Origin of the sequence: Rhizobium sp. WYCCWR10014, assembly GCF_001657485.1 — a bacterium.
In the GTDB taxonomy this organism is placed as follows: Bacteria; Pseudomonadota; Alphaproteobacteria; order Rhizobiales; family Rhizobiaceae; genus Rhizobium.
Map to the genome: position 1 here is coordinate 69,317 of NZ_LXFU01000028.1, position 20,014 is coordinate 89,330.

At 56.4% G+C, this 20,014-nt stretch carries 15 protein-coding genes and 7 pseudogenes; 9 read left to right on the forward strand and 13 right to left on the reverse strand.

The features are described 5' to 3' along the window. Positions 1-140: 140 nt before the first annotated feature. The 5 genes and pseudogenes from A6U98_RS36685 to A6U98_RS36690 all read right to left on the reverse strand — a co-directional run bounded on the left by A6U98_RS36685 (position 141) and on the right by A6U98_RS36690 (position 4,387). A complete protein-coding gene (locus tag A6U98_RS36685; protein ID WP_156667821.1) occupies positions 141-395 on the reverse strand; it encodes a hypothetical protein in 255 nt (84 codons plus the stop codon). 1,021 nt (positions 396-1,416) lie between these two features. Then, positions 1,417-2,202, reverse strand: a pseudogene (locus A6U98_RS35585) (IS5 family transposase); the annotation flags it as partial. A 59-nt stretch (positions 2,203-2,261) separates the two neighbouring features. Then, complete coding sequence (locus tag A6U98_RS08470) at positions 2,262-3,380, reverse strand: ferritin-like protein (protein ID WP_033181969.1); 1,119 nt, start codon at positions 3,378-3,380, stop codon at positions 2,262-2,264. Positions 3,381-3,479: 99 nt separating this feature from the next. Further along, a complete protein-coding gene (locus A6U98_RS08475; RefSeq protein ID WP_245304495.1) occupies positions 3,480-3,911 on the reverse strand; it encodes a GMC oxidoreductase in 432 nt (143 codons plus the stop codon). A gap of 107 nt (positions 3,912-4,018) precedes the next feature. Beyond that, positions 4,019-4,387, reverse strand: a complete 369-nt coding sequence (locus tag A6U98_RS36690; RefSeq protein WP_130671807.1) for a hypothetical protein — start codon at positions 4,385-4,387, stop codon at positions 4,019-4,021. Between the two features lie 207 nt (positions 4,388-4,594). Here A6U98_RS36690 and A6U98_RS37555 point away from each other — a divergent pair. Both A6U98_RS37555 and A6U98_RS08485 read left to right on the forward strand, forming a co-directional pair. Next, positions 4,595-4,833: pseudogene (locus tag A6U98_RS37555) on the forward strand (DDE-type integrase/transposase/recombinase); the annotation flags it as partial. Positions 4,834-5,207: 374 nt separating this feature from the next. Continuing rightward, positions 5,208-6,310 (forward strand): IS3 family transposase gene (locus tag A6U98_RS08485; protein ID WP_156667822.1). Its coding sequence is split into 2 segments (ribosomal slippage): positions 5,208-5,469 and positions 5,469-6,310, totalling 1,104 coding nucleotides; the frame shifts between segments, so codons are not numbered across the junction. Between the two features lie 153 nt (positions 6,311-6,463). On the opposite strand, the gene A6U98_RS35595 is transcribed toward A6U98_RS08485, so the two are convergent. Continuing rightward, positions 6,464-6,742 (reverse strand): hypothetical protein, encoded by a 279-nt coding sequence (locus A6U98_RS35595; RefSeq protein WP_082229783.1) that lies wholly within the window; start codon positions 6,740-6,742, stop codon positions 6,464-6,466. Between the two features lie 628 nt (positions 6,743-7,370). Between A6U98_RS35595 and A6U98_RS37560 the strand changes: the two are divergent. Continuing rightward, positions 7,371-7,577: pseudogene (locus tag A6U98_RS37560) on the forward strand (IS630 family transposase); the annotation flags it as partial. Between the two features lie 106 nt (positions 7,578-7,683). Here the strand turns inward: A6U98_RS37560 and A6U98_RS37100 are convergent. Beyond that, positions 7,684-7,866, reverse strand: a pseudogene (locus A6U98_RS37100) (acyltransferase); the annotation flags it as partial. A gap of 128 nt (positions 7,867-7,994) precedes the next feature. Here A6U98_RS37100 and A6U98_RS35600 point away from each other — a divergent pair. After that, a pseudogene (locus A6U98_RS35600) lies at positions 7,995-8,180 on the forward strand (IS5/IS1182 family transposase); the annotation flags it as partial. 920 nt (positions 8,181-9,100) lie between these two features. Continuing rightward, positions 9,101-10,030, forward strand: a complete 930-nt coding sequence (locus A6U98_RS08495; RefSeq protein ID WP_064649233.1) for a sugar ABC transporter substrate-binding protein — start codon at positions 9,101-9,103, stop codon at positions 10,028-10,030. Between the two features lie 458 nt (positions 10,031-10,488). Here the strand turns inward: A6U98_RS08495 and A6U98_RS08500 are convergent. Beyond that, positions 10,489-11,677, reverse strand: a pseudogene (locus A6U98_RS08500) (IS3 family transposase). 515 nt (positions 11,678-12,192) lie between these two features. On the opposite strand from A6U98_RS08500, the gene fdxB reads away from it, so the two are divergent. From fdxB to A6U98_RS08525, 4 genes and pseudogenes are all read left to right on the forward strand, one after another. Next, positions 12,193-12,486 (forward strand): ferredoxin III, nif-specific, encoded by a 294-nt coding sequence (gene fdxB, locus A6U98_RS35605; RefSeq protein WP_082229782.1) that lies wholly within the window; start codon positions 12,193-12,195, stop codon positions 12,484-12,486. Between the two features lie 20 nt (positions 12,487-12,506). Then, a pseudogene (locus A6U98_RS08510) lies at positions 12,507-12,833 on the forward strand (RNA polymerase sigma-54 factor); the annotation flags it as partial. Between the two features lie 409 nt (positions 12,834-13,242). Next, a complete protein-coding gene (gene rpoN / locus A6U98_RS08515) occupies positions 13,243-14,799 on the forward strand; it encodes an RNA polymerase factor sigma-54 (protein ID WP_064649235.1) in 1,557 nt (518 codons plus the stop codon). Positions 14,800-15,415: 616 nt separating this feature from the next. Further along, entirely contained in the window at positions 15,416-16,000 is a 585-nt protein-coding gene (locus tag A6U98_RS08525) for an AAA family ATPase (RefSeq protein ID WP_245304496.1), read from the forward strand. Positions 16,001-16,202: 202 nt separating this feature from the next. Here A6U98_RS08525 and A6U98_RS08530 read toward each other — a convergent pair whose 3' ends face one another. The 5 genes from A6U98_RS08530 to A6U98_RS08545 all read right to left on the reverse strand — a co-directional run bounded on the left by A6U98_RS08530 (position 16,203) and on the right by A6U98_RS08545 (position 19,940). Next, the gene (locus A6U98_RS08530) at positions 16,203-16,763 is read right to left on the reverse strand and encodes a hypothetical protein (protein ID WP_033181202.1); all 561 of its coding nucleotides are present in this window, start codon (positions 16,761-16,763) and stop codon (positions 16,203-16,205) included. Positions 16,764-16,894: 131 nt separating this feature from the next. Next, positions 16,895-17,557: a hypothetical protein gene (locus A6U98_RS08535; protein WP_064649237.1), complete on the reverse strand. Its 663-nt coding sequence runs from the start codon at positions 17,555-17,557 to the stop codon at positions 16,895-16,897. Positions 17,558-17,676: 119 nt separating this feature from the next. Further along, positions 17,677-18,066: a transposase gene (locus A6U98_RS35610; RefSeq protein WP_348627430.1), complete on the reverse strand. Its 390-nt coding sequence runs from the start codon at positions 18,064-18,066 to the stop codon at positions 17,677-17,679. Continuing rightward, positions 18,059-19,162 (reverse strand): nodulation protein NodX, encoded by a 1,104-nt coding sequence (gene nodX, locus A6U98_RS08540; protein WP_033181204.1) that lies wholly within the window; start codon positions 19,160-19,162, stop codon positions 18,059-18,061. Before nodX ends, A6U98_RS35610 begins: the two co-directional genes overlap by 8 nt. A gap of 286 nt (positions 19,163-19,448) precedes the next feature. Next, positions 19,449-19,940: a MaoC family dehydratase gene (locus A6U98_RS08545; protein ID WP_064649239.1), complete on the reverse strand. Its 492-nt coding sequence runs from the start codon at positions 19,938-19,940 to the stop codon at positions 19,449-19,451. Positions 19,941-20,014 lie beyond the last annotated feature (74 nt).

A 20,014-nucleotide genomic window follows, 5' to 3' on the forward strand; every position in this document is an offset into this window, starting at 1 on the left:
AATCTCTGCACCTTATCGTGAGCAATGACATCAGCCGCGCGCCGGCCCCGATGGGGCGCAAAGGGAGATTAAAGCGCTTAGAAGCGTTCGCCGATTGTGTGGAAGGTGCCATCTTGTGTCCTTCGCCGCTCCTTTTTTGCTTAGGCTTTTTGGGCTTCCACTTGGACTTGCCGATATCCTCGATGGCGACCTCCCTCTTGCCGTAATCCGCCTTGGCGAACCCCTTCGTGCCATCCCTGACCCGCTTGACGAAGAAGGCCCTCTTCCGCTTTGTCATCTTGATTGCTCATCGATTGAACCGTTTCGACCTCCTGGGCGATGCGGAATGCCTCCCTGACCGCCGTCGGGCTCATCTGCATTGCTGCTGTGAATTCCTTGGTGGTCGCATGTGTCATAGCTTGTATTCCTTCACGTGTTCGGTGCGGTTATGCCGCACTGTGGATGGCGCCGGTCGCTCCCGCTGCCTTGCAATAGCTCTCAAGATTCATGCCAAGCCGCCGATTGAGCTGACGACAATTATTTGCTGCTATTTCAGCGATGTGGGCGGAAAATACGGGATTGGGGGAGGAAGAATGCATGTCGCGGAGCCGACAAGGTGACGACGATGTCGTAAGTTGATTGTCATCAACAACCGACCCTACCGGAAAACACCGGTGGGCCAGTGCTATGGCGTTAAACTCCTTGGGATAGGATCCTGCTTGCCTCACAGCGCTGTCTCCGGTGGGATCATTTGACGACGGTCAAGCGCCGCGGCGAGCGATCCCATTCACAGGACGAGGTAACCTCGTGCCGCATCTGGTGCCCTGAATAACGTTGCCGTCCTGCTGCGTCATCGGCTAAAAAATGTTTGGGCGGCCTCACCCGTGCAAGGGACCGCGACGTCGCAAATGACGCTTGCCGTTTCATAAATGTATCCGGCCCTGCTCGCGTGGATTGCTGTTGCAGCAGGTCATGATGACAGATCCGCACACGCCGTTCCCAATAGATAGTTCGGGCACGAAGCCGTTTTTTCACAAGATTTACGGAATGTTGATCGACTGTTTTGTCCATCATTATGCCGGTGCGTTGTAGTTGGGCGAAAGCAGGATCTCCGAAGGACGATTGTGCGGCATGCATAAATGTCCCAACATAACGATTCCCTGCTTGCTGATGCCGAGGGCTTGCGCGGGGGAGGCGGACCATCCCGTTGGTGGTGGTGACCTCACGAGGCCCGCGCCTGGCACCTGGATAACCATGACGCTTGCACGAACGAAGGAGACACCCCTGCAGCAAGGTCTTGTTCAGCGATAGCTCGGCGACGTTCTCCTGCTTGACGTACGCCCTTCCAAACTGGCATAGACGCTTCACTTGCGAGAGCATCAGACCGGTATATTTTGCGCGAATTTAGAAGTTCGCGAGTCTGCTGACCCGGCAGCGCCTGGCCCGCAGACGCCGCCCGATGATGGACTTGTATCGCCCGATTGCCGTCACAACCTCTCAACCAGCGAGCGTTTGCCGTAGCCGTTAGAGACCTGCCATTTCATCCGGCCGTCACTGTTGATTGCGGCGATATGCCGGTTCCGTTGGCCGGGAGGTCTATCGTCGCTTGGCTCGACCGCGTTGGCGCGAGGCGGAATGACGATAGCCGCCGCCGCGCTATGATCGATGACCGCGTCGTATGTAGGGTTTCCATCATAGGCACCGTCGGCTGTGAACTGTCCGATCGGACCGCCAATCTGGTCGAGGAGTGGCGCAACTTGAGAGACATCGCCAGCATTCTTGATCCGTCAGGGTATGGGCAACGATCTCGCCGCTATCGGCATCCAGTGCCAGATGCAGCTTTCGCCAACCTCGGCGCGATCTGGCGCCATGCTTCTCGTCCAGCCACTGGCCCGCGCCGTAAACCTGCCGGCCGCTGCTGTCCACCAGAGCATGCAACGGTCCGGCAGGTGGAACCTGATTTCCGGGCCGCTTCCCGGCAGATCGCCGTGCGCGCGGCCGACGGCTCAGCGTGGTGTGCTCGGGACGGCAAGCGCTAAGCCCATCAACCGCAGCACCGATTCCAACAAGCCTTCTGCCTGGCGAAGCCGCAAGCCAAACACCATGGCCCAGCGTCAAGGTGGTCTCGATTGCCAGATCTGAATAACGGTGCTGGCCGCCGCGGGTCTTGCGTCTTGGAGCATACCATTTGGACAGGGCTTCCGGTGTCAGCCACAAGGTCAGGCTGCCACGCCGAGGAAGTCCTGCTTCATATTCCGGCCGTCACCCTGAGCTTCGTCTTCTCATGCGATCATCTCCGCTTGCCCGGTGACAGCTGCCTGTTCGGCACTGTGGGGAATCTCGTAGGTGGGGCTGCTGTACTTACCGGGATGCCCCGGCAGGGGATTGCGGATCAGTTCAACGATTATATTACGGAATTCGAACATGATCGGAACGGTTTCCAGCAGCAAGCTCGGCTGGCCATTATAGGCACGCGTCAAAAGCTCCAGAAACTCGCCATAACATGTATTGAAGTCGGTCGCCGCCTCCCGCAATTCCGAGCCTTCGGATATTTCCGCCACCTTGAGGTTCGGTTTGATGGGATAAGCGCCTTCCCAGTCGACCTGCAAATGCGGACCCGTGGGGTGGTCGGGCTGATCACCTTTCCGGTAATAGCGGCCTTTGACCAGTTCATCGAAACGATAGTAATGGGCCAGTTCGTGCTCGTCATCGTCGTAGATACCGCTACCGTCACCTTCGCCCTGTTCCATGATGAGCTCTATGGCTTCGAGGGCGCTTTTCAGATCGGTCACGGGAAACAACGCACCGCCGCCGGAATAATAATATTCCGAGGTAATCTGGCGAGACGTGTCGCCGATAAAAATCGTTGTGCCCGCCCGGCGCGCTTCGGCTTCTAAGTATTTCACGCCGTCTGCGATTGCCGAATAGAACTCGCCAATACTGTAAAAATGGAGATCTTCATGCCTCGGATCACTGCCAAGCGCTGTGATATGCGGGGAGTTCTTGCGTTGTATCCGGCCCTTGCCAGCGAGATGTTCGGGGCGCCGGGCCGGCCGCTCGATTTTCAAGAATGTCGCCAGGGCTTCACGGCTGAAAGCCTGTATGCTGACCTTAAAGTCGGTCTCGCCGTCAGGGAGCGAGGCGGGATAGTTAACCGCGAAATCTGGCCTAGTAAGATCCGGCGTGCCACCGATGGCATTGAGGATATTGGCCGCAATGGTCAAATGCAGCATTTCTTCCACGACGATCACGCGGAGAACTTGCGCCGCATCCCGGTTCACACCGGGCTTAATCGAGTAAAGTGCCGTCAGATACGGCGGAATCGTCGCATGTTCGAGCTGCATCGCACGGTGGAGAAACTCTTTCAGCTCATCGAGCGTCTTAATGCCATAAGGATCCATCCTCAAGCTCCCTGGAATATAGTTAGGTGCACAGTCCGGCGTCGTGTCGCTTGCGTCGAGTTCCGCAGTTCGTTCCGCGTACCGGATATTGGTCTTTGTTCAGTGCAGACATTTCAGAATGTCGCGACTGCTTCGGAGGCACATGGCGGCCAGCGTCAAGGTGACATTGGCTGTACCGATGATCGGCATACTGCCGCCACCCACGAGGTAGAGGTTTTCTTGGTCCCAGCCGCGCTGGTTCTTGTCCACGACGGAATTGGCCTTCGTCGCTCCCACGATGTGGGTGCCAGCCAAATGATTGCCGCCGCGGATGGCATAGCCTCGCCCCTCATAGGATACGTAGCCGAAATCGCTGAGGTCGTAATGTGTGTGATCCTGCGCATCCAAACGCGCAAATACGGTACCCGCAAACTGGCGGCTATAGTCCGCTCCCTGCATGGTATATTCCGGCATAGCGGTCACGCCGTGTCGGAATTCGCTCGGACCGTTTCCAGTGCTGGACAATGATCCCCTGCCGCTGGCGACATACATGGCAAAGTTTCCTAATCTCATTTCAACGATGGACAACGCATAAAATGCCGTCCTCGCCCGGTAGAGGATGCTTCCGGGCCCATTTAACAATGGCGACACGGACCGGCTCACAGCAGACAACGTCCCAGGGGGCCGATGTATTCCGTCGTGAGGCCGTGACGTCGAACACTTCTCAGAAAATCGTTCGCGGCGATCAGGTTGAGATAAAGCTCGTCCTCGCCAGAGCCCACGTTCATGGATTTCATCCAATATAACGCTTGCTGGGAAATGACCCGAAGCCGCCACTTGCCACCCTCCAGCCGACGTAGTTCGAAATCAACACGCTGATGCACCGATGCTGAGATACGGGCCGCAGTCCGGGCCGAACTTTGGTCGACATGCTTTTCGGGTTCTGAAGACATACCTATCCACCACTCAGACCAGATCAGAATGCGGAAACGGTCGGACGGCGCAAGGCAAGAGCCAATCGTTTCCAATGCGGAGTCCCAGGCCTGAGATAGCCAGAACCGCCAACCCCACGCCAGATGGTGCAAGGTCAACGGTTAACGACGACAACGACGGAGGCAAGAGGGAAGGAATGATCCATGATGTCGCGATAGCAAGCACACCGGGGAAAAGGGCCGTCTGCGTCCACCAACGTTGTTCCCTCATCATAACCTCCATTTGAAGCAACAGCAGGAGGCCAAGGCCGTTCGCCGCGTGTGACGATCACCGACAAGCTGCAGTCCTACGCGGCGCAGCAAAGCGAGAGATCGTGCCGGGCGTCGAGCATCGTTCGCACAAGGGCCTGAACAATCGGGCGGAGAACTCTCATAAACCCGTCCGACGACGAGAGAGGATCATGAAGCGCTTCTGGTCAGCGCGACAGCGTCAGCGTTTCGTTTCCGTACACGCCCCGATCGCCAACCTCTTTACCGTTCCCTGCAACGATATTCCATCCGCCCACCATCGAGAATTGCGAGCAACTGCCATGCAAGCATGGCGCCAAATCGCGCGCCTTCACACCAAACGAACCAAAGCCTCACTCCGAGATCTTGTCTTCGCAGCGTTAAGTTTACGGTGCCTCCATTCGTTTGGACCGCTTCTTGGCCCAGCTCCAACTGAGGCGAGTGTTATTGAAGACACCAATTCAGTTATAATCATTTCTGGGCGAGGTAAATGAGTAGATTTACTGTAAGCGCTCATTTCCATGCACATTGACGCTGATCTGAACCTTGATCTGAACCCTTCAAACTGGACCGTTTTTGGTTAGAGTTTTCCGGTGCATTTTCCAAACTGGGAAAGGAACGGAAGACGATGAAAGCATCGCAGTTTTCGGACGCACAGAAGGCGTTCATTTTGAAGCAGGGTGATGAAGGAGTGTCGGTGGCGGAGATCTGCCGCAAGGCGGGAATTAGCCAGGCGACCTATTTCAACTGGAAGAAAAAATACGCGGGCATGCTGCCGCTGGAGATGAAGAAGCTGAAGCAGCTCGAGGACGAGAATGCGCGGTTGAAGAAGATCGTCGCGGACCTGACGCTGGACCGCGAGATGTTGCAGGACGTCATCCGGCGAAAGCTCTAAGGCCTGCTCGGAAACGCGAGATGGTGAAAGGCATGTGCCGGGATTGGATGATCTCGATCCGGCGTGCCTGTGGGGCACTGAACTTCGATCGGTCGACCCACCATTACACCTCTCGCCGTGCCGATCAGGCCGGTCTGGAACGTCGAATTCGTGAGATCTGCGAGAGCCGTGTGCGCTATGGTTATCGTCGTGTACATGTACTCCTGGAACGCGAGGGTTGGGGGACCAACATCAAGCGAACCTATCGCATTTACAGGGACTTGGGCCTGCAACAGCGCAACAAGACGCCGAAGCGACGGGTCAAAGCCAAGCTGCGGGAAGATCGGCAAATGGCCGTTGGACCGAACGATGTCTGGGCGATGGACTTCGTGCACGACCAACTCGCGACCGGCAAGAAGCTGTGGGTGCTCACGGTGGTCGACACCTTCTCGCGCTATGTGCCGGTGCTTGATCCACGTCACAGCTATCGAGGTGAAGATGTCGTGCAAACCTTGGAACGGGTATGCCGGAAAGTTGGCTATCCGAAGACGATCCGTGTCGATCAGGGGACTGAGTTCGTGTCTCGCGATCTTGACCTTTGGGCCTATGCCAAAGGCGTCACCTTGGACTTCTCACGCCCCGGCAAACCGACCGACAATGCGTTCATTGAAGCGTTCAATGGCCGCTTCCGCGCCGAATGTCTGAACCAGCACTGGTTCCTGACCCTTGCGGATGCCCGCGAAAAGATGGAGGATTGGCGTAGAGAGTATAATGAGTTTCGGCCACATGGTGCGATCGGCAATAAGGTGCCGATCTCGCTGATGAAATCAGGAGGCGCAACCAGCCCGCCTCCCTGAATGAAGCCGGAAAACTCTAGCCTCAGCTGGTCCAGAGTTTGGGGGTGGTTCAAAGCCGCCGAGGCTCTAACCGCCGCTGGATGTAAGTTCAGTGGCAGGTCGGCATTGACTAAACGACAAGAGCTGTTGCGGTTCCCTGCCTAACTCATACCGCTAAACGTTCCGTGTACCAACGCCAATTTCGTCGATCGGCTGCGGTCCGGGATCGGAAGGTAACTTGGCGCCCCTGGCAAGCGCACGCCGCTTGAGTTCGGAAGCTTGTTCTCGCAGGAACCCAAGATACCGTTCCCGAACCTCTTGCATTTCAATTTCGCCGGCAATCCATTGTTCGATCCATACGAGGAAACGCGGATCCTCCTCCGTCGGCAATCCCGCGCGACGGAGACGGTCAAAGGCTTTTTGCGCGGCAAGGCGTCGTTGTTCGCTCTTCATAACCTTTGCTAATATCCGATTCGGCAAAAGAAAACGTGGTCGACATTTCAGGCGAACCGTAAGCGAAAATCCGCCTACGCCGAAGACATTCTGATCTGCATCCGTTGCACCCCCTTCCGTAAAGACCTCGTCTGTTGGTCGAAAAGAGCTGGGATCATTGCGCAGTCAATTCGATCGCCGCCAAAATGAAAACCAGGTATTCCACTTTGGGCAGATCACCAGGCCGCCGGTGTCGTCCGTTTAGTATAGGAGCTTGATCGGACCCGGGCCTGCTACCGTAACCAATATCTCCGATCCAGAACACGATCAGGCTTTTTGGATCATGCTTTCGCTGTGGGCATGTCGCAGACTTCCAGAGCTACCGCAGGTCGCATCGCCGCGTGTCTTCCAAGCAAAAACGCGTCGCGCGTCCGTGAAGACGTCTCATAATATGACCTCTGGATTTGGCGCTTATGCGCCACCAAAACGGCGAAGCATGGGATTGAGCCTATCGTTCTCCCCACGGAACTTCACGAGCATGAGCCGTTTCAGATTGCGATTTTCAGCTTCAAGAGCAGCCAGCTCTGAATTCGACTCACGGGCTTCCCAAAATGCGATGAATTTGAATCTTTGGTGCAAATCGGAGGTGATGGGTTCAGCGGTTTCGTTACGAGAGGATTTCGACGCAGAGCGTTTGCGTCGTCTGGCGCGCCAGACCACGGATGCCGCGCAGGCACGCCGTCTCCTGGCGCTAGCCTCGATCTATGACGGCGGCTCGCGCTCGAATGCGGCGCGGCTGGGCAGTGTCACGCTTCAGATCGTGCGGGATTGGGTCTTGCGGTTCAATGCGCATGGCCGGGCTGATCAACGACAAGGCTCCTGGGCCCAAATCACGGTTGGACGATACTCAGCGGGCGGCGCGCCTCCATTGGAGTTCCGATCTTTTAACGGGAGCTTCCCGTTTAAGCGACGGCAAGCCGTCTGGTGACTAGCGATGAGCGAAGTTTCATGGCCCGCTTTTCGATCAGCGCCCATGATAGAGCGGCTAATTCCACGGTTCCGACCGGCTCGACGATCCAAAGCCACCAGTGGCCGACCCATCCGATGCCGATCAGCGTGTGCATGACGAGCATATGGTAGAGGTAGTTGTAGGGTATATTTCAAAGTATATCGTTTCAAATTTGGCAGATCTTACTTTCTGTTGTGACAAGCCCGTGAGCTATGGAATATATTACTTTATATTTATATATATATCGCACTTCATGTCTTTGGCGGCCGCATGACATGGCAACTCTCTAACGGCTACGGCCAACGCTCGCTGGTCGAAACGCCAATCGGGCGATAAAAGTCCATCATCGGGCGGCGTCTGCGGGCGAGGTCGCGGCCTGGTCAGCAGACCGAAGGCGTCATCAGCTGCGCCGTTCACAATCGCATGCTTGACTGTGCACGCCCGAAATCCGCCGCAAGGCAGCCACGGCATGATCAACCGTTTCAAAGATCCCACACCCGTTCAATTCCAGATCCGTCCACCAGCGCCCGGCACGGCTTGAATCCGGTCGTCGCCGATCGCATTTGCAGAGTTTACTGTCTCAATGCATCACTTCTTCTTGGAGCTTAACGCGGCCGCAGAGAGGCACGCGCGGGATTCGACCGCCGTTCAAGAAGTCCGAAGCTGACGCTGACAGAGTCGCCATGGCAGGTGCACGACGGTCAGCTTTCGGTCGAGAATTCGGACCACGATCGTTTTTACGCCTTGTGTATTTGTACAATTTATCGCCAGCGATTGGACATGGTCATGAAATAAGATTGCATCGACAAGTGCAGATAACATGTCGTCGCCAACGACGTATCCGGAGAGGTCTGCGCCGGAGCCAGGAGCTCTGCGAGGGTGAGTGTAGACTTGCCGCCTCGACCGGTCTGAAAATATCCGGGGACTGATAGGGTTCTCTCATTCACGGCGACGATTCTTTCAAGAATGAGAGGATTTACAAACAAAGATGAATGGACCGCAAAACGAAATAGATAGAAGCTGCCAAAACTGCGCCACGTTGCCTCGCGATCACGCGGCAGCTGGCGAAGAGATTGGACAATATGGCATGTGTCGGCTTTGGATTATTGTGGTGTCTTCGATGAAAGACCCTCGACATTGGCGCTGTTGAAGACTGCGGACTTAAATCATCAAATTGGCACCAAAAAATTTCGGTTCGCGCGAGTCAACGTAGCGGCGAAGGAGGGCTAGTCGTCAGCATCGAGATTGTCTTGATACCTATGATGATGTTCGGCCTTTTTCTGGCAGCCCTGATAATTGTTTTCGGCCAGTGTGCTGGAAACCCGGCGTGAGGAGGGTGCAGCCGGGCACCGCTTTGTGGAGGAAGTAAAATGAAAAAGTTTATCCTGGGCACTGCGATGGCGCTCGTCATGTCGACGGCCGCTCACGCGGAAACTGTCGGCGTCTCGATGGCGAAATTCGACGACAATTTCCTGACGGTTCTGCGCAACGGCATGACCGATTATGCAAAGACCCTCAGCGGTGTGACGCTGCAGGTCGAAGACGCACAGAACGACGTTTCCAAGCAGCAGAGCCAGATCCAGAATTTCATCGCCTCCAAGGTCGATGCAATCATCGTCAACCCTGTCGATACCGATGCGACCACGGCGATGTCGAAGCTCGCGGCCGATGCCGGCATTCCGCTGGTTTACGTCAACCGTCAGCCAGTCAACGTCGACACGCTGCCGGACAATCAGGCCTTCGTCGCTTCCAACGAGCAGGAATCCGGCACGCTGGAAACCAAGGAAATCTGCCGCATTCTCGGCGGCAAGGGCAAGGCCGTCGTCATCATGGGCGAGCTTTCCAACCAGGCTGCGCGCATGCGGACCCAGGACGTTCATGACGTCATCAAGACGGATGAGTGCAAGGGTCTAGAGATCGTCGAAGAGCAGACGGCCAACTGGGACCGCACCCAGGGCGCCGACCTGATGACCAACTGGCTCTCCAGCGGCATTGAATTCGACGCCGTGATCTCCAACAACGACGAAATGGCGATCGGCGCCATCCAGGCGCTGAAGGCAGCCGGCAAGGATATGACCAAGGTTGTCGTCGGCGGTGTCGACGCCACCCAGGACGCGCTTGCCGCCATGCAGGCGGGCGATCTTGACGTCACCGTGTTCCAGGATGCCGCCGGCCAGGGCAAGGGTTCGCTCGATGCAGCGCTCAAGCTCGCCAAGGGCGAGAAGATCGACAAGAAGGTCTACATTCCCTTCCAGCTCGTGACGCCTGCCAACGTCAAGGACTTCGTCGCCAAGAACTGAGGGCGAACGCCACACAGGATGCGGGCTTTGCCCGCATCCTGTTTTCGGCGCTCGAAGGTCCACAAATCCTTAAGTGCCAAGATTATGAAAGGACCCTTGAGCTCAGGCTGCTTGAGGATGAGACTGGCATCCACAACCTCGTGGGCTAGTGAAGACCGAGAAACATCGCCCGATCGCGTTCCGCGCTGGTATGTTGGGTGTCTATGTGACCGCTATTTTCTCCGCTTCGGCACGAACGCGGTGTGGAGCTTCACCATGGATCGCCGGCACCCGATCGGTGTGGACTGCCGAGAAGGCACTCGAAGCTGCTCGTCTTCGGTCTAAGTCATTACTTGAGCGCGGCGATCAATGTCGATTGCAGCAAGGCGTCATTCTACTAGCGGGCGCCCATGACGATCGCAGGAAGGATTGGCTTCTCCGGAGGCAAGGGTCGTCCATTCTGACCTTGCCCCCAAGTTTTATCCAGTTTTGAGTTCGCTCCGGCGGTTTTGGGTTGCTGTATTCGGGGCGGTAGCGGCGAGTTGCGGTGCGGAGCCATTCGGCTGCGCAGCACCGCATCACGTCGCGGATTGATGGTCTGAGCGAACTCGGCGGGCGTCAGCCAGCCAAGGCCGGAGTGCGGTCGATGATCGTTGTAATCGCTGCGCCAGTTTGAAAGCGCTGATCGAGCGTGGGTCAATGACGAGACGAGCGTTTCATTCAAGAGCTCGTCGCGCAGCCGACCATTGAAGCTTTCGATGAAGGCGTTCTGGATCGGTTTGCCTGGTGCGATGTAGTGCCAATCGACTTTGGTCCGGGCGGCCCATTGCAGAATCGCGTTGCTGGTGAACTCGCTGCCATTGTCACTGACGATCATCCTGGGTTTGCCACGTTCCTCAATAATCCGATCAAGCTCGCGGGCAACCCGAAGGCCGAAAAGCGAGGTATCCGCGACGAGGCCAAGGCATTCTCTGGTGCAATCGTCGACGACCGTCAAAACCCGGAACCTGCGACCATCGGTGAACTGATCCGACACGAAGTCCAACGACCAACGGTCGTTGGACGCCATCGGAACCAGCATCGGTGCTCGTGTGCCTATCGCTCGCTTTCGGCCGCCACGCTTGCGCACCGTCAGCTTCTCCTCGCGATAGAGCCGCAAGAGCTTCTTGTGGTTCACAAGGTGTCCCTCGCGCCTGAGCAGCACATGAAGGCGTCGATAGCCGAAGCGGCGGCGTTCGTGCGCCAACGCCTTCATGCGCTCGCGGAGGCCCTGATCGTCGCTGCGTTTAGTGTCATAACGGATCGTCATCCGGCAAAAAACGATGGCTTTACATGCCCGCCGTTCGCTCATCCCACGTTGGTTCATGAGATGTGCGACAGCTTTCCGCTGGGCTGCGGGCGTCACCACTTCTTTCCCAAAAGGTCTTTCAAAGCGGCATTGTCGAGCATGGCATCCGCCAGAAGCCGCTTCAGCTTCATGTTCTCGTCCTCCAGCGTCTTCAGCCGCTTGGCCTCGGACACCTCCATGCCGCCAAACTTGGCTTTCCATTTATAGATGCTGGCATCGCTGACACCGTGCTTGCGGCAAAGCTCCGCGACCGGCGTGCCCGCCTCGTGCTCCTTCAGAATGCCGATGATCTGTTCGTCTGTGAAACGGTTGCGCTTCATTCTCTGGTCCTCTCAATGGGCCAGAGCTTACTTCAAAATGGATTATTTCAACGGGGCAAGGTCAAAGCGCATCGAGACACCCGCTCTCGCAAAGCTGACAAAGCTGCCGCACTGTGGAGCCCCTCGCGAAAGCGGACTGGTCCGAAATCCCCAGGTTAATCAGGACGCCATCGGCCTGGCACGACGAGTGCTAGGACCAACCGAAACACAAAAATACATTCGGTTGGAGCCAGGGGACGTCTGGCCGCTGACATGTAAGTCTCCCAACCTGTGAAGGAGGGGCTATGGCCTCGGTGCTTGAAAATACCCTAAGCCGCGTTTTGGAAGCAGCCGAGCTCCTGGCTCTTAATCCTGGTGTACGGCTGAAGAGGATTACCATGGTAGCGATCCGTGAGACCGGTTCACAGGAAAGGCATCCATGTCTCAAACGCCCGTCTCAAAGGCTCTGAGCCGACCTTCAAGAGCAATGCTAGGTCGGCATTACGCAAAAAGACCTCGCTTCACAGGAGAACACTATGCCGGACTCATTCGTAAGCCGCGACGGATCTAGATGGCTCCCGGAATATCTGAGCCAGATAGACGCAAGTTGCATTGGCTGCGGCCGCTGTTTCAAAGTCTGTTCGCGTGACGTCATGCACCTTTGCGGCATTACCGACTCGGGCGAAATTTTAGGTGACGGTGATGGAGAAGACGATGATGAGGTCGATCGATTGCTGATGATTGTCGATCACCCCGGCCGATGTATCGGTTGCGGCGCCTGCGCCCGCGTCTGCCCGAAGAATTGTCAGACTCACATCATGTCCCACTAACGGACCGAGGAGATTTCCCCATGACCTCTGCCAATCTTTTCCTCCGTCAGACGCACTCTTTGGTGCTGACACCGCGACTGATGCAAGCCATCCAGTTGCTGCAGATGACGCGTTTCGAACTCAAGCAGTTCATCACCCTGAAAGTTGAGAAGAACCCGCCGCTCGAATTTCAATCGAACGACGGGGAGACAGGCGACGATGAGAAGTTCGGCCGCTTGCCGGAGGACGCCGGCGCAGACGATCGTTACGACAACCGGACCGGCGCGCTCTCCAGCGAATGGTCTGACAATGCCAGCACCAGTCGGCTGAGTGAGGAAGTCGACGCCGATTACACCATTTTTCCCAACCGACAAGGTCTGCCGAGTGGCCCTGTCGCGTCTCCGACGAAAACCTGCAGCAAAGATGTCTAGAGCGGACAACCAACAGCATGCCCAGTTGGAAAGGTGAGGATTCTCAAACTGGCATCGCTCTTGCTCGCGGAACTGAGCTTTCAAGCGTTATTGGAGTTCGGAATGTCCCGAGGGATAAGTTGTAATCGTATAGCCACCAACACCGCGCCTGAGAGTAAGCGCTTGCCTACCCGCAGACACGCCATGCCGATGATCCAGTGTTCACCGAAAATGGGGGATCCTTCGATGAAAGTAATCGCTCTTGTGGGCACACTGCTCTTCTCCGTCTCCCTTGCCGCCTGTGGCGAGGCATTCGGTAGTCCGAACCTTGACCTGACAACATTTTCCTAACGACCAGGAGGTTCCCATGGCCTTGTCGGCAAACCTTTTCCTGCGTCAGACCCAGTCCCTGGTAATGACACCGCAATTGATGCAGTCCATCCAGTTGCTGCAGATGACGCATTTCGAACTCAACCAGTTCATCGCCCTGGAAGTGGAGAAGAACCCGCTGCTCGAATTTGCGAACGACGGCGAGACGGGCGACGAGTACACGGCAGGCGATGACGAGCGGTTCAGCCACTCAACGGAAGATGCCGGCGCGGATGATGGCACCGACAATCGTGAGGATGCGCTTTCCAGCGACTGGTATGACTATGGCGGCAGCGCCGGCACCAGCCGGCTGAACGACGAACTCGACGCCAATTACAGCAATGTCTTTCCTGATGACGGTGCCCCGCAGCGCCTCGATGCGCCGGAGCTCGTCAGCCAGTGGAAATCGATGCCGGGCAGCGGCGAGGGCGCCGATTACGATCTCGACGATTTCGTCGCCGGCCAGGTGTCGCTGCGCGATCATCTCGCCCAGCAGATCCCCTTCGTTCTGCCTGACATGGCCGACCGGCTCATCGCGCAGAATTTCGTCGACCAGCTCGACGACTGCGGTTATCTGCAGGCCGATATCGTCGAAGCGGGCGAGATGCTGGGCACGAGCCTCGCACAGGCCGAGCGCGTGCTCGCCACCCTCCAGAGCCTCGATCCGCCGGGTGTTTTCGCCCGCAGCCCTGCCGAATGCCTGGCGATCCAGCTCAGGCAGAAGGACCGATACGACCCGGCCATGCAGGCTATGGTCGAAAACCTCGAACTCCTGGCGAGCCGCGATTTCGCCACGCTGAAGCGGCTTTGCGGCGTCGACGAGGAAGATCTTCTCGACATGCTCGGCGAGATCCGCCAGCTCAATCCGAAGCCCGGCAGCGGTTTCGGGGCGGGCGTTTCCGAAGCGATCATGCCCGATGTGGTCGTCAGAGCCTCCTCGGATGGCGGCTGGCGGGTCGAACTCAATCCGGATGCGCTGCCGCGCGTGCTGGTCAACCAGTCTTATTTTTCCCGGGTGACAAAGAACGGCGAGGATCACGCCTTCCTCTCCGATTGCCTGCAGACCGCCAACTGGCTGACCCGCAGCCTCGATCAGCGGGCTAAAACCATCATGAAGGTGGCAAGCGAAATCGTCCGCCAGCAGGACGCCTTCTTGCTGCACGGCGTCGGCTATCTGCGCCCGCTGAACCTGAAGACGGTCGCCGAAGCGATCAAGATGCATGAATCCACCGTCAGCCGCGTCACGTCGAACAAATATATGCTGACGCCGCGCGGCCTCTTCGAACTCAAATATTTCTTCACCGTCTCGATCAGCGCCGTCGCCGGCGGCGACAGCCATTCGGCCGAAGCCGTGCGTCACAAGATCCGGGCGCTGATCCTGGAGGAGAGCCCGGAGGCGGTGCTTTCCGACGGCGATATCGTCGACATGCTGAAGAAGGGCGGCGTCGATCTCGCCCGCCGCACGGTTGCGAAATACCGGAAGGCGATGAACATCGCCTCTTCGGTTCAGCGCCGCCGCGAAAAGCGGGCGCTTGCCAAGGTCGCTGGTTCGTGAAGAGACGCCAAGGGTGCCTTCTTCGAAGGCACCAATCAGACGGTAGTTGTAGAAGGAGAAAACACAGTGAAGAGCTATACCATCCCAGATCACGTTCCCTCCGTGAAGGACTTCATGGTGCCAACGGCAAACGGAGAACCACACGCAGCCGGTGCTCGCATCGATGGAGAGCCCGAGATTTTATCCTATCTGCAAAATGGCACCGGTTGGCGTCTTGGCTGTTCGCCCGGCGTGCGCCCGGCGCAAGGTGCTAGAGAATGTGGAATCCTTTTCGGCCATGAACATCTTCTCCTCCGCACTCGGCGAAGATTGCCCAATGATCCAGCTCGAACTCCCGTCACCTGGCGTTCTCTTTTTAATGCCAGGCCGGACCGCAGTGTCCTTCTACCGGTAAGCAAAGTTGCCAACTGCGGCTATGATCGAGCTGCGTCCAGTAACCCATTTCCCACGTCGATGGCCGGTTTGAACCGATTGCGAACAATGCCGCCGATCTATTTCACGTACTCGCCGCCCCCTCCTCAGCCAGCTCAGGATCATGCACCGTACCCGGACCCTTCGCAATAATGCCCGCCGCTCCTCCGAGATCCGAGGAGCGAAGTCGACAGGAACGAAGTCAATGTCCCCACGACCTAACGATCCCTATTTCTCGAACGGTGTTCATATACTGCCTTTGCATTCGCTTGGTGAGCGCATCGCGATTCTTGGCCCCTCAAACGCAGGCAAGTCGACGTTGGCGGTCGCCCTGAGTAAGAAGCGCGGTATTCCAGCCGTGCATCTCGACCAACTTCATTATCTGCCCGGTACGGATTGGCAACCGCGCCCGGAAGCAGAGTTTGCCGCGCTTCATGATTTGGCGATTCAGGAAGAGCGGTGGATTATCGAAGGCAGCTACTCGCGCCTGATGCCGCGGCGATTAGTCCGTTCCACTGGTGTTATTGTCATCACGTCAAATCCCTGGTTACGTTTTTTCCGTTATCTCAAGCGCACTCTTGCCGATCAACCGGATCGCGCAGGATATCTCCAAGGGGCCAAAGACAGAATAAAATGGCGGATGGTATATTGGATTCTGTTCAAGTCCCGTAATAGCAATCTGGAATATGCGAAAGTTCTTCAGGAGTTCGGCTTGCCGACAGTCGAATGCCAAACTGCGGCTGCCCTTAATAACCTCTATCGAACATGGGGTCTGCCGGTCCCGCGTTAGCGAACGATGGACCCAACTCAGGGGCGATTCGCGTGACCAATTTTTCGTGCGGCCACGCTAGGCTTTAATATGGCCTATCTCGCACGACAGCTCGAAGATTAGGTATCGCTGCGGAGAAAGCCAGATTGGAGTTGAAGATATGTTTAATGCCATCAGATTATCCGTGTGGCCACGAAAGTCTCGGCTGGATCTATGGACGCGTTCAGCGCTCAAAGCGCTGCAGCATCCTCTTTAATTGTGTATTCTGTATTTGGAGCTTGCGCGCTAGCTTATCCCGGAGCAGCCTGATCTCTTCATTAAGATTGATTGCATCTTCAGAAGCGGCGGAAACAGTTTGAGACGGTGGAAGAACAACCGCAATCGCTTCCACTTTGGTGCGCCGCATGCTGCGCTTTCGCGTTTGACCACCGCCAACTCGAGAGATCTTCTGTGCGGCACGCGCGGCTGTATTGGCCAAATCGGGCAAAGCCGGATCAGCCGCTTCCGCCGACTTTGCGTCTTCGATATCTGCGCGATCATCAACAGCGCTTGCCGTTTCTTCGGATTGATCCGGATCGACTGACACCGCGGCGGAAGGATTGTCAAGAACTGGCTTTTCGTCGGCCGAACGGTCTGTGGCGCCCAACTCGTTTTTGGTTGCCGTTTCAGTCGGCTCGGCGATGGCTGATACGTCCGGCTTCACATCATCGGTCGAGCCGTGTTCTTGCTTCTGCTGGCGTCGCCGTGACACTAGCCCGGCAAGAAGTTTCCATGGAGACGCCATTTTATTCGACCTCGAATTCTACTGCGTATGCAAACTGCGAGCAAAAACGTTGGCGGCAGAACGAACCGCCGCCAAAATCTAAACTTCAATAAGCATGAGAATGCGGCCAGCGCTTGACCGTCTGCTGCCGATCAACCGAGGTTGAGGCGCTTTCGCAGATCGGCATTTTCAGCGCGGAGCTTCTCCGCCAGCAGCTTGCGCAGTTTCTGGTTTTCCTCTTCGAGATGCAGAAGATCCGAAATCTCATCAACTGCCGCCACCGACGGTGCAGCCGCTATCGACAAAGCCTTCGGAGCACGTTTGACAGGCGCACGCTTGGCACTCGTCGTCCCTTCGTCAGGCTTTGCTTTGCGTCCTCTCGTCTGCTTTCCAGCTTTGGCATCCGAAGCCGCTGCCGGTTGCAAAGAAACGGCTGCTGGTGCCGTTTCAGGCACTGCCTTCTTGGCGCGAGGTTTGCGCACCTTCTTCGGCACATCGGGCGCCGCGGCGGCCGGCGTGTCAGCACTGATCATCGTAGCGTTTTCGTCGGCCATTATGGTCTCCTGTAAAGCCGATGCATTTGTCTCCCGCCCAATCGGCAGTGTCAATAACGGCCCGGCCCGTTCTTCTCCGGATACAAGCATCTCGCTGCTTCTTGCCTGCGGAGTTAAAGCCATAAATGGCGCTGCCTCATCCTGCAGATCTTGAGCAACGGACTTCAGATCGGTCTCTCCCCAAATCGAGTTCGCTTTGGAATTGAGTTTTCGCCGACCTGATTTGTACTCGACGGCAAAGCTGCGCTGGACTTTTTTCACTTTAAGGAAACCTTGTATCTGCGATGATGTCTCGTGGCGCTCCAATGAAGAACCTGGCCCATAGCGCATCCTTTGATTCGGAAGACAAGGATGCTCCATCAAAGCCTGGGATCAAACATCTAGAGCGGTCTTGTTTTAGATCCGTTCATATCCGGCTTCCTTGAAGTAAATCGTGCCTGAAGACGATCCAGCTTGGCACGCCCATACATTTGCCTTTTAACGAGCTTCAGCTTGTTGATCTGGCCTTCGACCTGGCCGTTCGACCAAGGTTCTGCGATGGCGGCGGACGCCGCTGCCTTGTCTTTTAGTATCCCGTTGGTGAAGGGGGCGAACAGACTGTCGCGCGCATCAGCGATCCATGGGTCAAGTTCTGTTGGAACAGTCGAATGACAGTCAAAATTGCTATCGACCCAAAAGTGGACGAACGACGATTTTCCCGATCTGGGCGCGTCCAATGTGGCAGCTTCGATTGCGTTCCGATCTTTTACAGGAGCTTTCCGTTTAAGCAACCGAAAGCCTTCTGGCGACTAACGATGTGCGAAGGTTCATGGCCGGCTTTTCAATCAGCGCCCATGATAGAGCGGCTAATGCCACGGTCCCGACCGGCTCGACGATCCAAAGCCACCAGTGGCCGACCCATCCGATGCCGATCAGCGTGTGCATGACGAGCATATGGTAGAGGTAGATCCCGTAAGAGAGATCCTGCCCGCGCAAAAGGTTAGGGCGCGGAAATGAGTACGCTGCCGACAGGACTAGACCGGCAAGAATAGCGATTCGGAATGCATCGACAGGCGCCGCATTGTTGATAGAGATGAATGCAGCGGACGTCCCTGCTACCCACCACGTTATCGTGAGATGAATTGCCAGCCACCACAAGAGCTTCCCCTCAAAGATCCTGCTTACGCGATGCCAGTAAAGCCGTGCAAGAACTCCCATCGAAAAAATCCAGAAAGTCGGGCCCACTGTCACCGACAGGAACGGATTGTACCTATCAGTTATGTTGAAGTGCTGCGCCATGACCCAAGACCCGAGAGCGGCGACGGCAACGACTAGCGCCCCTGCTCGTTTCCATCGCCGCCAAAATTCCAACAGCGTTGGCAGGGTGAGGTAGAATGTCAGCTCCACCGTCAGCGTCCACAGCACTCCACTTGGGTCCGAGACGCCGTAAAAGCCGCTCATCGTGTAGGGCTCGTAGGTGAAGTAGACGGCCCAGATTCGTGCAGCGGTCAGGATGTAGACCGTGAAGTAAGACAGATACTGCAAGATGCCAGTGACATTTAATCCCCCCGTCACAAACAGGGCAAGTTCCATCACGGCGATGTTGACGAACAGTGCAGGAAAGATTCGGAGCGACCGCTTGACGAAAAAAGAGGCCGCCGACGATGAGCGGATGTAAGAATCTGTTACTAGAAAGCCGCTGATTACAAAGAAGATCGCAACACCCGGCGTCGAAAACAACAGATTGAAGGCCGTTGTGCCGTTCAAAGAATCGCCCAGGTGAAGCCAATTCCACGCGTGGCTGAACATCACTTGGCAGGCGGCAAAGAGCCTTAACAGGTCGAAGTTGTTCCGGTGGCCGGATGAGTGTTCATTGGATGGTCCCATGAATGTCCATTAGCCGGCAGATGCCGCGCAACCTTTCGGCGGTGTATTGAGAACAGAAGTCAGGTGTGGTGGTGGACGGGTTAGTTGTCTGCAGCCAAGACGGTGTAATTGCCGCTTCTCAAGGCTCAGACAGCCTGTCGTCGAGGTAAAGAGCCGTTTGCGCCTTGGCGACTGTTTTCGCCCCGGTGCCGCCTGCGGATGCAAACCCGAGCGGCATTGGCATCCCCCGTCAGATCGTTTGCCTTCGTTGGTTAACAACATCGATGGATAATACCTATAACTAGGATCAACTATGAGACGTCTTTGGCCGATCTTTTGGATCAAACTGAACAATCGTGATCCAATTGGCAGTGAGTGCGGGCCGGTTCTCGTTTTCGATCTCGACCGTCACCTCGTAGGTCGTCACCAGCATGCTTGAGCCCCGAAAACGGCAGTCGGACAATACGAAGCGGCCGCGTACGCGACTCCCAGTCTTAACGGGCGACATGAAGCGCACGTTGTCGAAGCCGTAGTTGAGGCCCATTGTCTGCTCGCGAATTTTTGGCATCCCGCTGAAATTCATCACCGACAAAAGTGAAAGAGTCAGGAAACCATGAGCGATCGTGCCGCCAAATGGGCTTTCCACCGCAGCGCGTTCCGGATTCACGTGAATGAACTGATGGTCATGCGTTGCATCCGCGAATAGATCGACTGTTGATTGATCGATCATGATCCATTCGGATCTTCCAACTTCCTGGCCAACTCGCCCAAAGACATCCACGAGCGAAATTTCATTCATACGACCTCACTTATTCTAAATTCCAATGAGAAGGTTTCGGTATTTGTCCGAAATCGTGCTAGCTACGGGAGCTA